Source organism: Paenibacillus sp. sgz302190, assembly GCF_059820445.1.
Genome location: NZ_JBZYAO010000024.1, coordinates 1 through 15,032, shown reverse-complemented (window position 1 = coordinate 15,032; position 15,032 = coordinate 1). Strand labels below are relative to the sequence as shown.

The 15,032-nt window shown below is 57.6% G+C and carries 12 protein-coding genes and 1 other annotated feature; all 12 genes read left to right on the top strand.

Annotation, left to right across the window (positions count from 1 at the left end; translation table 11 throughout):
- Window positions 1-20: 20 nt before the first annotated feature.
- The 12 genes from ppdK to AC6RNO_RS23495 all read left to right on the top strand — a co-directional run bounded on the left by ppdK (window position 21) and on the right by AC6RNO_RS23495 (window position 14,807).
- A complete protein-coding gene (ppdK, locus tag AC6RNO_RS23550) occupies window positions 21-2,702 on the top strand; it encodes a pyruvate, phosphate dikinase (protein WP_497106962.1) in 2,682 nt (893 codons plus the stop codon).
- Between the two features lie 72 nt (window positions 2,703-2,774).
- Window positions 2,775-3,740, top strand: coding sequence for a class II fructose-bisphosphatase (gene glpX / locus AC6RNO_RS23545; RefSeq protein ID WP_497106961.1), 966 nt, complete (start codon window positions 2,775-2,777; stop codon window positions 3,738-3,740).
- Window positions 3,741-3,930: 190 nt separating this feature from the next.
- A complete protein-coding gene (locus AC6RNO_RS23540; RefSeq protein WP_497106960.1) occupies window positions 3,931-4,299 on the top strand; it encodes a MarR family transcriptional regulator in 369 nt (122 codons plus the stop codon).
- Between the two features lie 75 nt (window positions 4,300-4,374).
- Entirely contained in the window at window positions 4,375-4,956 is a 582-nt protein-coding gene (locus AC6RNO_RS23535) for an NAD(P)H-dependent oxidoreductase (protein ID WP_497106959.1), read from the top strand.
- A gap of 130 nt (window positions 4,957-5,086) precedes the next feature.
- Window positions 5,087-5,368: a chorismate mutase gene (locus tag AC6RNO_RS23530; RefSeq protein WP_488434954.1), complete on the top strand. Its 282-nt coding sequence runs from the start codon at window positions 5,087-5,089 to the stop codon at window positions 5,366-5,368.
- 27 nt (window positions 5,369-5,395) lie between these two features.
- Entirely contained in the window at window positions 5,396-6,085 is a 690-nt protein-coding gene (locus AC6RNO_RS23525) for a metal-dependent hydrolase (RefSeq protein WP_488434953.1), read from the top strand.
- A 173-nt stretch (window positions 6,086-6,258) separates the two neighbouring features.
- A complete protein-coding gene (locus AC6RNO_RS23520; RefSeq protein WP_474679616.1) occupies window positions 6,259-6,699 on the top strand; it encodes a MarR family winged helix-turn-helix transcriptional regulator in 441 nt (146 codons plus the stop codon).
- Window positions 6,700-6,895: 196 nt separating this feature from the next.
- Window positions 6,896-7,204: an ArsR/SmtB family transcription factor gene (locus AC6RNO_RS23515; RefSeq protein ID WP_474679615.1), complete on the top strand. Its 309-nt coding sequence runs from the start codon at window positions 6,896-6,898 to the stop codon at window positions 7,202-7,204.
- A 16-nt stretch (window positions 7,205-7,220) separates the two neighbouring features.
- Complete coding sequence (locus AC6RNO_RS23510; protein WP_488434952.1) at window positions 7,221-8,333, top strand: NADH:flavin oxidoreductase; 1,113 nt, start codon at window positions 7,221-7,223, stop codon at window positions 8,331-8,333.
- A gap of 1,242 nt (window positions 8,334-9,575) precedes the next feature.
- Complete coding sequence (locus AC6RNO_RS23505) at window positions 9,576-10,010, top strand: oligopeptide/dipeptide ABC transporter ATP-binding protein (RefSeq protein ID WP_497106958.1); 435 nt, start codon at window positions 9,576-9,578, stop codon at window positions 10,008-10,010.
- Window positions 9,998-10,253 (top strand) — a binding site (T-box leader). (Overlaps the previous gene by 13 nt.)
- An 86-nt stretch (window positions 10,254-10,339) precedes the next feature.
- Window positions 10,340-13,420, top strand: coding sequence for an isoleucine--tRNA ligase (ileS, locus tag AC6RNO_RS23500; protein WP_497106957.1), 3,081 nt, complete (start codon window positions 10,340-10,342; stop codon window positions 13,418-13,420).
- A 160-nt stretch (window positions 13,421-13,580) separates the two neighbouring features.
- Window positions 13,581-14,807, top strand: coding sequence for a methyltransferase domain-containing protein (locus tag AC6RNO_RS23495; RefSeq protein ID WP_497106956.1), 1,227 nt, complete (start codon window positions 13,581-13,583; stop codon window positions 14,805-14,807).
- The last annotated feature ends 225 nt before the right edge of the window (window positions 14,808-15,032 follow it).

Here is a 15,032-nt window from a genome sequence, read left to right as displayed (position 1 = left end):
ATCGAAGGGGGAACAAAACGATGGCAGCCAAACAGGTTTTACCTTTTCATGAGGGAAACGCACAAATGAAAGCTCTGCTCGGAGGCAAAGGCGCCAATCTGGCGGAAATGACCCGCGCCGGGCTCCCGGTGCCCCCGGGTTTTACGATCACGACGGAGGCTTGCCTCACTTTTTTCAAAATCGGCAACCGCATTTCGGATGAGCTTTTCCGGGAAATTGCCGCCGCCATGAAGCAGTTGGAAAGTGTAAAAGGACAAAAATTCGGCGATCCCGAAAATCCGCTGCTCGTGTCCGTGCGCTCGGGCTCTGTGACGTCGATGCCGGGCATGATGGATACGATTTTGAATTTGGGCTTGAACGACGACACGGTCAAAGGTTTGGCGCGGCTAACGGACAACGAGCGTTTTGCCTACGATTGCTATCGACGTCTGATCCAGATGTTCGGCAGCGTCGTGCTTGGCATCGAGGGCGTTCATTTTGAGCAGCTTTTGCATCAGATGAAGGAGAAGCACGGTTTTGAGCAGGATCATGAGGTATCGGCGGCGGCCTGGCAAAGCCTGATTGCCGACTACAAGCAGTGCATCCAGACCAGAACCGGGCAGGCGTTTCCGCAAAATGTGCATAACCAGCTCGGGCTCGCCGTCGAGGCGGTGTTCAAATCGTGGCACAATCCGCGGGCCCAAGTATACCGCAAAATCAACCGGATTCCCGACGAGCAGGGAACTGCGGTCAACGTGCAGAGCATGGTTTTCGGCAATATGGGCGCGAATTGCGGCACCGGTGTCGTGTTCACGCGCAATCCGTCGACGGGCGACAATGAGTTTTACGGCGAATATTTGATGAACGCGCAGGGCGAGGATGTCGTCGCCGGCGTAAGAACGCCGCTTTCCATTGCCGCATTGAAGGAAGAAGCGCCCGAGCTGTATGAGCAGTTGTTCCACATTGCGAAGCAGCTTGAGAAGCATTACAAAGACATGCAGGACATCGAATTTACGGTGGAAAAAAGCAAGCTCTACCTGCTGCAGACGCGCAGCGGCAAACGGAACGCGCAAGCCGCTTTAAAAGTCGCGGCCGATCTCGTCCGCGAGGGCTTGCTGACGAAGGCGGAAGCCGTGCAGCGGATCGAGGTCGCGCATTTGGATAAGCTGCTGCATCGGGGCATCGACGAACAGGCGATCAAGCACATATTGGCCACAGGTTTGCCGGCTTCGCCGGGCGCTGCGGTCGGCCAACTGGTGTTCGATGCCGATACGGCCGCGGAATGGGGCCGCGAGGGCAAGACCGTCATTTTGGCGCGGACCGAAACGACGCCCGAAGATATTCACGGCGTGATCGCCGCCGAAGGCGTGCTGACGAGCCGCGGCGGCATGACGAGCCACGCGGCGGTCGTGGCGAGAGGAATGGGCAAGCCGTGCGTCTGCGGCTGCGAGGAGATCCGCATCGACCTGGAAGAGAAGCGGATGCAGGCCGGCGGCCTCTCCGTCCGGGAGGGCGACTGGATCACCCTCGACGGTGCGAGCGGCCGGGTCATTCTCGGAGCGGTGCCGCTGCAGGAAGCGTCGATGACCGAAGAGCTTCTGGAAGTGCTGAAGTGGGCCGACGAAATTCGCACGCTGAAAGTGATGGCGAACGCCGACAACCCCCACGACGCCAAAATAGCGAGAGAGCTGGGCGCGGAAGGGATCGGGCTGTGCCGGACCGAGCATATGTTTTTCTCGCCGGACCGTCTTCCCGTCGTGCAGCAGATGATTCTCGCCGACCGCGCCGAAGAGCGCCAAGAGGCTCTGCGCAAGCTGCTGCCGATGCAGCAGGCCGATTTTGAAGGCATGTTCGACGCGATGGACGGCCTGCCGGTGACGATTCGTCTGCTGGACCCGCCGCTTCATGAGTTTTTGCCGAACATGGCGGAGCTGCAAAAAAGGCTGAACAGGCTGACTTACGAGGAGAACGGTTCCGAGCAGGAAAAAGCGGAAGTGCTGCAGCTGATCCGCAAAGTTCAATCGCTGCATGAGGCGAATCCGATGCTCGGGCAGCGGGGGTGCCGGCTCGGCATCGTCCACCCCGAGATTTACGACATGCAGATCGAAGCCGTTTTCCGCGCGGTTTCCCGCTGCATGGACAGGAATGTCGAGGTGCTTCCGGAAATTATGGTTCCGCTTGTGGGCCACGTCAACGAGCTGAAAATGATCCGCGAGCTGATCGACCAGGTCGCCGAGCAGGTGCTTGGTGAGGGCAAGCTGCGCGAATGCCGCTATAAAGTCGGCACGATGATCGAAGTGCCGCGCGCGGCGTTGACCGCCCGGCAAATCGCCGCCCATGCGGATTTCTTCTCCTTCGGCACGAACGATTTGACGCAGATGACGTTCGGCTACAGCCGGGACGATGCGGAGGGCAAATTTTTGTCCCACTACGTGGACCGCAAGCTGCTGCCCGACAATCCGTTCCAGGTGCTGGATACGGATGGGGTCGGCCAGCTCATCGATCTGGCCGTAACCGCCGGCCGATCCGTGCGGTCGGCGCTGAAAACAGGCGTATGCGGCGAGCATGGCGGGGACAAACAATCGATCTTTTACTGCAGCCGGATCGGCCTGGATTATGTCAGCTGCTCGCCGTACCGCATTCCGCTGGCGCGGATTGCCGCTGCGCAAGCTGTGCTGGAGCAAGCTGTCCTGCCTGAGCGGCAAGCCGTCGAGGCCGTATAAAACAATCAGCCGGCAGGCTGTGACGACTCGTGCAGCCTGCCTGCCTTACAATCGGAGAGGTGACTGGGCCATATGGAACGAGATTTTTCACTGGACATCATGCGGGTAACGGAGCTGGCGGCGCTGGCCTCAGCCCGCTGGACAGGAAAGGGCAACAAAATGAGCGCCGACGATGCGGCTGCTTCCGCAATGCGCTCGGAGTTCCGCTCCGTCCCTTTTCACGGCGAGGTGGTCATCGGCGAGGGGGAGATGGACGAGGCCCCGATGCTTTACATAGGCGAGCAGGTAGGGCGCGGAACAGGGCCCCGATTCGACGTGGCCGTCGATCCGCTGGAAGGAACGGAAATCGTCGCGAGCGGGAGAAACAACGCCATATCGGTCGTAGCGATCGCCGAAAAAGGCAATTTGCTGCATGCGCCGGACATGTATATGGAAAAGCTGGCGGTCGGCCCCGGATTAGCCGGGAAGCTGAGCCTGGATGAACCGCTGAAAGCAACGGTCCTTCAGGCGGCAAAGCTGCTGCACAAGCAGCCGGACGAGTTGACCGTTTCGATTTTGGACCGGAAAAGGCACACCGGCCATATCGAGGCGCTGCGCTCGCTCGGAGTCAAAATTCATTTGCTGCACGACGGCGATGTGATGGGGGCGATGGCGGTCGCTTTTCCTGAAGCGGGCATCGATCTGCACGTCGGCTCAGGCGGGGCCCCGGAGGGGGTGCTTGCCGCGGCGGCGCTGCGCTGCCTGGGCGGCGAGCTGCAGGGCAGGCTGCTTCCGGCGGACGAGAAGGAGCGGGACCGCTGCGTTTCGATGGGAATCCGCAATCCTGATCAAGCTTTGAGCATGAGGGAGCTTGTCGGGGATTCGGACATTTACTTCGCCGCTACGGGCGTAACGCCGGGCGAGCTGCTGCAGGGCGTAAAATTTTTTTACGGCAGCCGCGCCGAAACGCATTCGCTCGTCATGAGGGCGCATACGGAGTCTGTCCGGTTTGTCCGGAGCATTCATCAACTGCAGGAGTGCCGGCTTGGGAGCGCCTAGGGAGTCTGGCGGGCGAACTGCGTGCGTAGAAGATATGCACTAAAGCAGCTTCGCCTGCCGGACTCCTAAGCCGTTTTTTTCAGCGGATCAAATTTCGCTTGAAATTATATAGATATCTATGTATAATCAAAGCATGCTAACATACAACGCTGCCGCAACGATTGGAAAGATTAAAGATGCAGTTCACAAAATGATTGTGTCGGAGCTGGAAGCTCACGGGGTGCAGGATATCGTTCCTTCCCACGGGGATATTTTGGTGTTTCTGTACCGTGAGAATGCGCAGTTGTCCATTAAAATGCTGGCCGAACGAATCCATCGCACGCAGCCTACCGTAACGGTGCTTGTGGACAAGCTGGAGAAGCTCGGTTATGTCGAAAGAGTCAAGAGCGAAGAGGACGGCAGAATAACGCTGATTCGGCTTACGGATAAAGGCTTCCGGCTGGAGCCCGTATTTCGGGCCATATCCGATAAACTGAACGACGTTATTTACGGCGGCTTCACGCAGACAGAAAAAGAGCAGCTCGAGTTTTTGCTGGAGCGCCTCTACCGCAGGTTTTAATTTTTTTTACCCAAATGCATAGATGTCTATGTAGTTGGTAATCATATTATTTTAAAATAACAGGAGGCTAAACTTATGAAACATCTTATCGTGTATGCCCATTCTAACCCTGAAAGCTTTAACCATGCCATTTTGGAAACCGCAGCCGGCGCTTTGAAGGAAAAAGGCCATGAAGTCGTAGTCCGCGATTTGTACGCGCTTGATTTTCAGCCTGTGCTGAAACCGGAGGATACGGCCGCTATGAGAGAAGGGCAAACTCCTGCGGACATTTTGACGGAGCAGCGGCATATCGCCGAGGCGGATGCCATAACCTTTATTTATCCGATCTGGTGGACGGGGCTCCCCGCTATTCTCAAAGGGTACGTAGACCGGGTGTTTGCATACGGCTTTGCTTATGCTTCCGGCGACGAAGGGATCGTCAAGCTGCTGACAGGCAAAAAGGGCCTGATCATCAACACGCACGGCACACCGAAGGAAGTTTACGATCAGATCGGCATGACGGCGGGATTGAAAATAACTTCGGATACCGGCATTTTCGAATTTGTCGGCATCGAGTCTGTCGGACATTTATTGTTCGGAGCCGTTCCTTATGTGGACGACGCCGCGCGCAAAGAGATGCTGAAGCAAGTGCGGGAAACGGTCCTTTCCACGTTTTGACCGCTTGCCTGAACGAAGAGGAGCTTAGCCTTTCCGGCGGCTCTTTTTTGTTTTGCGCGCAGATGCTGACAAAAGGTTGGTAAAGTAATAAAATTAACTTAGCAAACCAAAATGAAGGAATTCAGGTGATATGTCTATGAATGCGCAAGAGCTGAACGAACTAAGGTCAAAAGTGGACGAAATTAATAACGAACTGCTCAGTTTGTTGAACCGGAGAGCTTCGATCGTTAAACAAATCGGAGAGTACAAAGTCAGCAACGGCCTGCCTATTTTCGATCCCGTTCGCGAGCAGGAAATTATCGCTTATTTGCTGCAAAAAAATACCGGGCCGCTGGACGATACGACTGTAGCGGAACTATTCAAAAAGATTTTTGATATTTCGACGCAGATGCAGGAAAAATTACATAGTTAAAATAAAAGCCAAGCGAGGGGAATTATAATGGAAATTATTTACCATGGACATTCATGCGTTCAAATCGCGACGGAAGGCAAATCGCTCGTCATCGATCCGTTTTTGCGCGGCAATGAGCTTGCCGTGACAAAGCCCGAGGACATCAAAACCGATGCCATACTGCTGACGCACGCTCACGCGGATCATATTCTGGATGCGGAGCCTATCGCCCGCAGCAATAATGCGCCTATCGTGGCGACATTCGAGCTCGGCGCCTACATGGCCTGGAAAGGGCTCGACACGATTCAAATGAATATCGGCGGCACGGTCGACCTCGGCTTTGCGCAGGCCAAAATGATTCAGGCGTTCCACAGCTCCGGCATTGTGCTTCACGACGAGCAGCGCATTATTTATGGCGGCATGCCTGCGGGATTCGTCATCAGCGCCGGGGGCAAGACGATTTTACATACGGGCGATACCGCTTTGTTCTCCGATATGAAAATGATCGGCGAAAGGCACTCCATCGATGTCGCCTTCGTTCCGATCGGCGGAATGTACACGATGGGGCCGGACGACGCTTTGCAGGCGGCGGAGTGGTTGGGCGCCAAATTGGTCGTGCCGATTCACTACGATTCGTTCCCGGATATCCGGCAGGATGCCGAGGCGTTCTGCGCGAGCCTGGAGGCGAAGGGCATGAAGGGCCAGGTGCTTCGTCCGGGCGAGAAAATAAGCCTCTGAACATAGGCCGGGAACAGAAGCGCCTGTGCAGCAGAATTAAGCATAATCGGAGCAGCCGCCGCGCTGCCTGATGTGCTTATTTTTTTGCCTTCAACCCGTTTCCAAGTGATTGACGTTTGCGCGATGAGTTTATAAGATGGATACAACAACGTTTACGTGAGGAGAAGAGGGTGATGATGACATCAGAATTGCTGAGAAGCGTATACTTAGAGATTCGGGATATTTATCAGCTGCTTAACAAGCAATCGCGGAAGATATTCGAAGATTTCGATATTACGGTGCCCCAGCTTCATGTGCTAAAAATATTGTTTACCAGGGAACAAGAGGATAGACAGGTCACGATAACGGACCTTATTCATACGATCGATTGTTCGCCGAGTGCGATGTCCTCCATGATCCAGCGATTGGAACGTCCGGGCTGGGTTACGGCAACCAGGGGAGTCGAGGATCGCCGGGAAGTCATTGTCAGGATTACCGAGAAAGGAAAAGAAGTGCTGTTTCCGATGGACTCGACGGCTTCCAGGTTCTTGGAGGAGAACTACGGCCATCTTCAGCGGGAACGTTTGAGAGCGCTTCACGATCTATTAATCGAATTGAAAAATGAATTGAAATAACACGAGCTTGCGCCTCTTTTTCAAGGGAACGCAGGCTTTTTTACGGATAAACCGGTGCGGACGCCGGTTGTGCCGCTTCAGTGCGAGATAAATACCGCTTCCGGTGCAGGCAAAAGGCAATTGATGCTGCTGCCGCTGCCGCTGTGCGAATAACCGCTTATATTTACATTTCTATTAAAATAGATATAATAAACGTATGGACACTTTACTAGCTTTGAAAACTTTGTCTAACGAAACTCGGTACCTCATTTTGGAGTGGTTGAAAGATCCGCGCGGAAATTTTGACAACCAGATCCATTTGCCGGAAGATTCAGGCTTTGCGGGCGGTGTATGCGTCGGCTCGATTTCCGTAAAAAGCGGGCTGGCGCAATCGGTCGTTTCCGGCTATTTGGTCAAAATGCAGCAAGCCGGGCTTCTCGAGTCAAAGCGCTTCGGCCAGCACACCTATTACAGACGCAATGAAGCGAACATACAGTTGTTCAAGGAAAAAATCCAAAAGCTTTAACGAATCGGAGGTAACGATGACCAGTTCCAATTCTGCTGCCGCATTGTTCAAACCTTTCACGGTCGGGAACCTGACGCTCCAAAACCGGATCGTCATGGCGCCGATGACCAGAACCTTTTCTCCCGGAGGGGTGCCGGGGCAGGATGTTGCCGACTATTACCGCCGCAGGGCGGAGAACGGCGTCGGCCTGATCGTGACCGAAGGCACCGTGATCGATCATCCGGCCGCGGCGAGTCATCCGGGCATTCCTTGTTTTCACGGCGAAGCTGCCCTGGACGGCTGGGCCCGTGTTGCGGCGGCTGTGCACGAAGCGGGCGGACGCATTATTCCGCAGCTCTGGCATGTCGGGACGCAGCGCAAGAACGGCGACCTGCCGAACCCGGACGCGCCACCGGCCGGCCCTTCGGGCCTCGACGCCGAGGGCGCGAAAGTCGCCGAGCCGATGACCGAAACGGAGATCGCCGACGTGATCGCCGCTTTCGCGCAGGCCGCCGCCGATGCCCGCAGAATCGGCTTTGACGGCATCGAGCTCCATGGCGCGCACGGCTATTTGATCGACCAGTTCTTTTGGGAGAAAACGAACCGGCGCACGGACCGCTACGGCGGCGACATGGTCGCGCGCACGCGCTTTGCCGTTGAAATCATTGAAGCGTGCCGCCGCGCCGCAGGAGCCGATTTCCCGATCGTGTTCCGTTTCTCGCAATGGAAATCCGGCGACTACACGGCAAAGCTTGCGGAAACTCCGGAGCTGCTCGCCAAGTTTCTGGAGCCGCTGACGAATGCGGGCGTCGATGTGTTCCACTGCTCGACCCGCCGCTTCTGGGAGCCCGAGTTCGAGGGGTCCGGTCTGAATCTGGCGGGCTGGACCAAGCAATTGACCGGCAAGCCGACCATTACCGTAGGTTCGGTCGGGCTTGACGGAGAGTTTTTGAAAGTTTTTGCAGAGGGCAAGGGCGCAGGCAACGCGAGTATCGACGGAGTGCTTGAGCGCCTGGAGCGCGAAGAGTTCGATCTTGTAGCCGTAGGCCGCGCGCTGCTGGTCGACCCCGCATGGGCGGACAAAATCCGCGGAGGGCGAGTCGACGAGCTGGTGCCGTTCACGGCCGACGCCTTGAAAACGCTGGTCTAAACCGGCCGGCGTTTTGGCGGGGGCTGACCCCAAGCAGTTAGCAGACTGCTTGCGGGTCAGCCTTTTTTTGTTCGCGCCCGTGCCGCCGAGCGGCCGGCCGCTGAAAAGCTGTTGTGGCCAGGGCAACGCCGGCCATGCGAAAAAAAACTGCAAAAGTGCATCCTTTTGCACCAAGACGCGCCTGCAGCGATAAATTCCTGCAAATCTGCAGTTTTTTTCGCCGAATTCGGGGCTCAGCTCTACCTGGAGCAGGAATTCCTGCACTATCGCAGGCTTTTGCTCCAAACGAGCCGTTTCTGCCGAAAAAGCCTGCACTTTTGCAGGCTTTGCGGCTAGCGAGCCGCTTCACAAACGGCAGCCCCGGTCTCTGGACGGCAAACGAGGTTACCCGCCGGTCGCGCCCCCCGCACTCGCGCAACAGCGGTCAGCCCGCCCCCGCCGGTCGCGCCCCCCGCACTCGCGCAACAGCGGCCAGTCCGCCCCCGCCGGTCGCGCCCCCGCACTCGCGCAACAGCGGCCAGTCCGCCCCCGTCGGTCGCGCCTGCACGCATGCAACAGTGGCCAGTCCGCCCCCGCCGGTCGCGCCCCCGCACTCGCGCAACAGCGGCCGGTCCGCCCCCGCCGGTCGCGCCCCCCGCACTCGCGCAACAGCGGCCAGTCCGCCCCCGTCGGTCGCGCCTGCACGCATGCAACAGTGGCCAGTCCGCCCCCGCCGGTCGCGCCCCCGCACTCGCGCAACAGCGGCCGGTCCGCCCCCGCCGGTCGCGCCCCCCGCACTCGCGCAACAGCGGCCAGTCCGCCCCCGTCGGTCGCGCCTGCACGCATGCAACAGTGGCCAGTCCGCCCCCGCCGGTCGCGCCCCCGCACTCGCGCAACAGCGGCCGGTCCGCCCCCGCCGGTCGCGCCCCCCGCACTCGCGCAACAGCGGCCAGTCCGCCCCCGTCGGTCGCGCCTGCACGCATGCAACAGTGGCCAGTCCGCCCCCGCCGGTCGCGCCCCCGCACTCGCGCAACAGCGGCCGGTCCGCCCCCGCCGGTCGCGCCCCCCGCACTCGCGCAACAGCGGCCAGTCCGCCCCCGTCGGTCGCGCCTGCACGCATGCAACAGTGGCCAGTCCGCCCCCGCCGGTCGCGCCCCCGCACTCGCGCAACAGCGGCCGGTCCGCCCCCGCCGGTCGCGCCCCCCGCACTCGCGCAACAGCGGCCAGTCCGCCCCCGCCGGTCGCCCCTGCGCGCATGTAACAGTGGGCTATGCCGCCCACGATCTGTCCGTCGTGCGGCATATCAGCGATTGCGTAGCGGTCATGTATTTGGGCAAAATCGTCGAAATCGCCGATTGGCGCACGCTGTACGAGAGCCCGCTCCATCCCTGCACGCAGGCGCTGCTGGCGGCTGTGCCGATTCCCGACCCGTTCGTGGAGGAACGGCGCGAGCGGGTGCTCATTTCCGGCGAGGTGCCGAGCCTGCTGAACAAGCCGCAGGGCTGCAGCTTCTTGCACCGCTGCCCGTTGGCGAGCCGGGAATGCCGGAGACCGAGCCCGCTTTGCGAACGGTGGCGGACGGGCATGGCGTCGCTTGCATCAAAGTATGACGCTTGCGCGGGGGCTTTTGCCTGCTTGACATTTTGGGGAAATAGGTGTACAAATGAAATAATTGAATGTTCCGAACAAATTCGTTGACGAGAACGAGTACGTTATTTCCTTGTTCCCCAGAGAGTTGGCCTTGCGCTGAAAGCCAATGTACAAGATGTAACCGAAAATCCTCTCCGAGAAGGAAAGCTGAAGCAAGGAAGTAAGCTGCCCCGGGATTCCGCCGTTACAAGGAACGCGTATGATGGTACGCTGATGGAGGTGCCGCAGATCGGATTCATGCCGGTCGGTGCGGAACAAGGGTGGTATCGCGAGTTGAATCTCGTCCCTTACGGGGCGGGATTTTTTTGTTTTTTTCGCACCTTTTTCGGAGCTGTTAATTTGGATGGGATGAACCCAAAAAAGAGAGGGATACTCGCATGAGAAAAGTCGATGTGAAAGAAAAAGCCAGAACCCGTGAGCTGCGCGTTCTTGAGCAGTGGAAGCAAAACGATACGTTCCGCCAATCGGTGGAACACCGTCAGGGAAGGCCGAACTTCGTATTTTACGAAGGTCCGCCGACGGCTAACGGCAAGCCGCATATCGGGCACGTGCTCGGCCGCGTCATCAAAGATTTTATCGGCCGCTACAAAACGATGTCCGGCTACCGCGTCGTCCGCAAGGCCGGATGGGATACGCACGGGCTCCCGGTCGAGCTGGGGGTGGAAAAGCAGCTGGGAATTTCGGGCAAGCAGGAGATCGAAAAATACGGCGTCGCCGAATTCGTAAGCAAATGCAAGGCGAGCGTCTTCGAATACGAGCGGCAGTGGCGCGAGCTGACGGAAGGGATCGCTTATTGGACGGATATGGAGCACCCTTACGTGACGCTGACGAACGATTACATCGAGAGCGTGTGGCACATTTTATCGACGATCCACGGCAAAGGCTTGCTCTACAAGGGCCACCGCGTCAGCCCGTACTGCCCGGATTGCCAGACGACGCTCAGCTCGCACGAAGTGGCGCAGGGCTATGAGGATGTCAAGGACTTGAGCGCGACGGTCATGTTCAAAAGCAAGCAGGGCGGCGAAAGCTTCCTCGCCTGGACGACTACGCCGTGGACGCTTCCCGCGAACGTGGCGCTGGCGGTCCATAAAGACGTCGATTACGTCAAAGTAAGGCAAAACGGAGAGATTTACATCGTGGCCCAAAATCTCGCCGACAAGGTGATGACCGGCAGCTATGAAATCGTGTCCGTTCATAAAGGAGCGGAGTTCGTAGGCACCGCCTATGAGCCGCCGTTTGGCTATATCGGCGTAAGCAAAGGGCACATCGTCGTCGACGCCGACTATGTCAGTGATGCGAGCGGCACCGGCATCGTGCATATCGCTCCGGCGCACGGGGAAGACGATTACCGGACGGCGCGCCAGCACGGGCTCGATTTTGTGAACGTCGTCAAACCGGACGGAACTTATTCGGATACGATTACCGAATTTGCCGGCCGTTTTGTCAAAGATTGCGACGTCGACGTCGTGAAGCGCTTGTCCGAGCGCGGCCTGCTTTTTTCCAAGGAGCGGTACGAGCACAGCTACCCGTTCTGCTGGCGCTGCAAAACGCCTCTGCTCTATTACGCGATGGAAAGCTGGTTTATCCGCACGACAGCGGTCAAAGACGAGCTGATCCGCAACAACAGCGGGATCGAATGGCATCCGGCGCATCTGCGCGAAGGGCGCTTCGGCAAATTTTTGGAGGAGCTTGTCGATTGGAACATCAGCCGCAACCGTTATTGGGGCACTCCGCTTAACGTCTGGACGTGCCAAGATTGCGGCGGCGAGTATGCGCCGGGGAGCCTGCGCGATTTGCAGGGCAAGTCGCTGCATCCGCTGGACGACAATCTGGAGCTGCACAAGCCTTTCGTAGATGAAGTGAAGCTGCGCTGCTCCTGCGGCGGCACGATGACGCGAACGCCTGAAGTGATCGACGTATGGTTCGACAGCGGATCGATGCCGTTTGCGCAATACGGCCACCCGTTCGGCGACGAGGAGCAGTTCCGCGAGCAATATCCGGCCGATATGATTTGCGAGGGGATCGACCAGACGCGCGGCTGGTTTTTCAGCCTGCTGGCCGTATCGACGCTTTATAACGGCCAACTGCCGTATAAAGCCGTCATCTCGACAGGCCACGTCCTTGACGAGAACGGGCAAAAAATGTCCAAAAGCAAGGGCAATGTCATCGATCCGTGGGAGATCATTGAGGAATTCGGCACGGACGCGTTCCGCTGGGCGCTGCTGTCCGACAGCGCGCCATGGAACAGTAAGCGGTTCTCGAAGCAGATCGTCGCGGAGGCGAAGTCCAAAGTCATCGATACGATCAACAATACGCACGCTTTTTATGCGCTGTATGCAACGATCGACGGTTACAATCCGGACGATCATCCTGAGCAGGCTTCCGCAAACGAATTGGACCGCTGGCTTCTCTTGCGGCTGAACAGCACCGTGCGTCAAGTGGTGAAAGGGCTGGATGCCGTCGATTTCCTGAATCCGGCGAAGCAGCTCGAAGCGTTCGTCGACGAACTGAGCAACTGGTACATCCGCCGTTCGCGCGACCGCTTCTGGGGCAGCGAAATGACGGCGGACAAGGTGTCCGCCTACCAGACGCTGCGCAGCGCGCTGCTGACGCTCGCCCGCCTGATCGCGCCGTACGCTCCGCTTATTGCCGAAGATATCTATGGCAATCTCGGCGGCGAAGGCAGCGTCCATCTGGCCGATTATCCGCAGGCGGATGAGGCCGTCATCGATGCCGCGCTGGAGAGCGGCATGGAGAAAGCGCGGCAAGTCGTCGAGCTGGCGCGCAGCGTCAGAAACGAGACCGGAATCAAGACCCGGCAGCCGCTATCCGAGCTGATCGTGTCGTTCGGCGGCGATTTCGACCTGAGCCGGTTCGAGGATATCGTCAAAGACGAAATCAACGTCAAGCAAATTCGCGTGGAACAGGACGATAACGGCTTCGTCAACTTCCAATTGAAGCTGAACCTGAAGGCGGCCGGCAAAAAATACGGGAAAATGGTCGGGCCGATCCAAAGCCATTTGAAGCAGTTATCCGCTGCCGAGACCAGGCAGGCTGTCGACAACGCCTTTGTGGACGCAGTGATCGAAGGCGAAGCGGTGCGGATCGCTCTGGATGAGCTGCTCATCGAGAAGCAGGCCCGGGAAGGTTTCGCTTCCGCCTCCGGCTACCAGATGACCGTGGCGCTGAACACCGCGATCACGGAGGAGCTGGAGCAGGAAGGCCTCGTGCGCGAAGTCGTCCGCGCGATTCAAGACTACCGCAAAAAGCTCGATTTGCCGATTGAGCGGCGGGTGAATCTCGTTTTGGACGCCGATGCGCAGCTGCAGGAAGCGCTGCAGCGCTATGAAGCTGTTTTGCGGGACAATGTGCTCCTTGCCGGCATTCGTTTTGCTCAAGCGGCGGGCATGGAGTTCGTGCAGATCGGAGACCGCAGCTTCGGTTTGCTGCTTGAGTAAATCTAGTAACTGTAACCTAATCAGAGCCGTGGGCCTTATCGATGGACCCCCGGCTCTGATTTTGTTGGAATCCTGCGTGACCAGCTGCAGTCTTAAATAAAGCTTGAAGGTGACGTAACGTCACCGGATATAATAGAAATCACGAGAGGAGGACGAATGCTTGAAGCCGGAGGAACGCCAATACTTGACAACAGGCCAGCTCGCGCGGCGAACGGGAATGACTCTGCGCACACTCCGCTATTACGACAAGATCGGGTTGCTAAAGCCGGCACAGTACAACCATGCTTCCGTCCGCCTGTATAGCACAGAAGATGTGGCACGGCTGCAAAAGATCCAGATGCTGAAATACATCGGGTTATCCCTGGCCGAGATCAGTCAAATCATCCTGAACGATACAGCCCCGGAATTGGACCTGAGAGACTCTTTGAAGATGCAAAAAGATATCATCCGACACAAGATCGCTCATATGCAGTATGTGTACAGAACTATTGAAGAGGCGATAGGTATGGTAGATGAGCAGGGACAGGAAGTCGATTGGGAAGGTTTGGCGGACATTATCCAAACGATCCATAAGGAAAAGGACTGGAGCGAGCAGTACCATAATGCGGTTCGGCTGCAGGCAAGAATACGTCTGTACGACCGGTTTAGTCGGAACAAGCTTGGATGGCACCGGTGGTTTTTTGAACATCTGGCCGCGTTCCCCGGCCTCAAGATATTGGAGCTCGGCTGCGGTGACGCGGCGTTATGGCGAAGAAATGCGGACCGCATTCCCGAAACGTGGAGCATCACGCTCACGGATCTGTCGGCAGGGATGCTTGACGAGGCCCGGATGAGCCTGGGCGAACACAGCGGGCGGTTCAAATTCCTGCTTGCCGACGCCCAAGCGATTCCTTTTCACGACAACGAGTTCGATATCGTAATCGCCAATCACATGCTTTATCATGTGCTGGACATCAGCCGGGCCGTTTCGGAGATGCACCGTGTGCTGAAGCCGGGCGGCTGCTTGTACGCCTCAACGATGAGCCGAAGTCATTTGCAGGAAATCGAGCAGTTGGTCCAAGCTTTTGATCCGCATATTCAGGTGCTGGACCCTGTAATGGAACGCTTCCAGTTGGATAACGGGAAAGAGGTGCTGCAGACTTCTTTTACGGAGATCGAGCAGATCCGGTTTGAGGATTATATGCTGGTTGACGAGGTGAACCCGCTCCTTCATTACATCACTTCAACTCCGATGAATGCGAGGAAGGTTCTTGTCGGCGAGAGGCTCGACCAATTCACGGCCTATTTGCGGGCCAGGATAGCGGAAAAAGGGAGCCTCTACATCACGAAGGATTCGGGATTTTTTTGTGCCAGAAAAAGCGGGCCGTCGGGAGCCTCGCGCGCCTGAAGCCAGCGGCCTCTCTGCCTGGACGCGTGAAGCAAGGGCCCTTATGCCATTTGGCGGCCCCTATACTGCACGAAAATGGCGCGTTGCCGGTTATTTTCAGGGCAGCTCGGCCTGTTGCGCGAAGAAAGCCTGCAAAAGTGGAGCGACCAAGCATAGGTCGAGTGAGGTAGCAGGTGGGAACCCTGCTTGGAAAGGTGTTAGCCACATCACCAATAACGAGTCTTG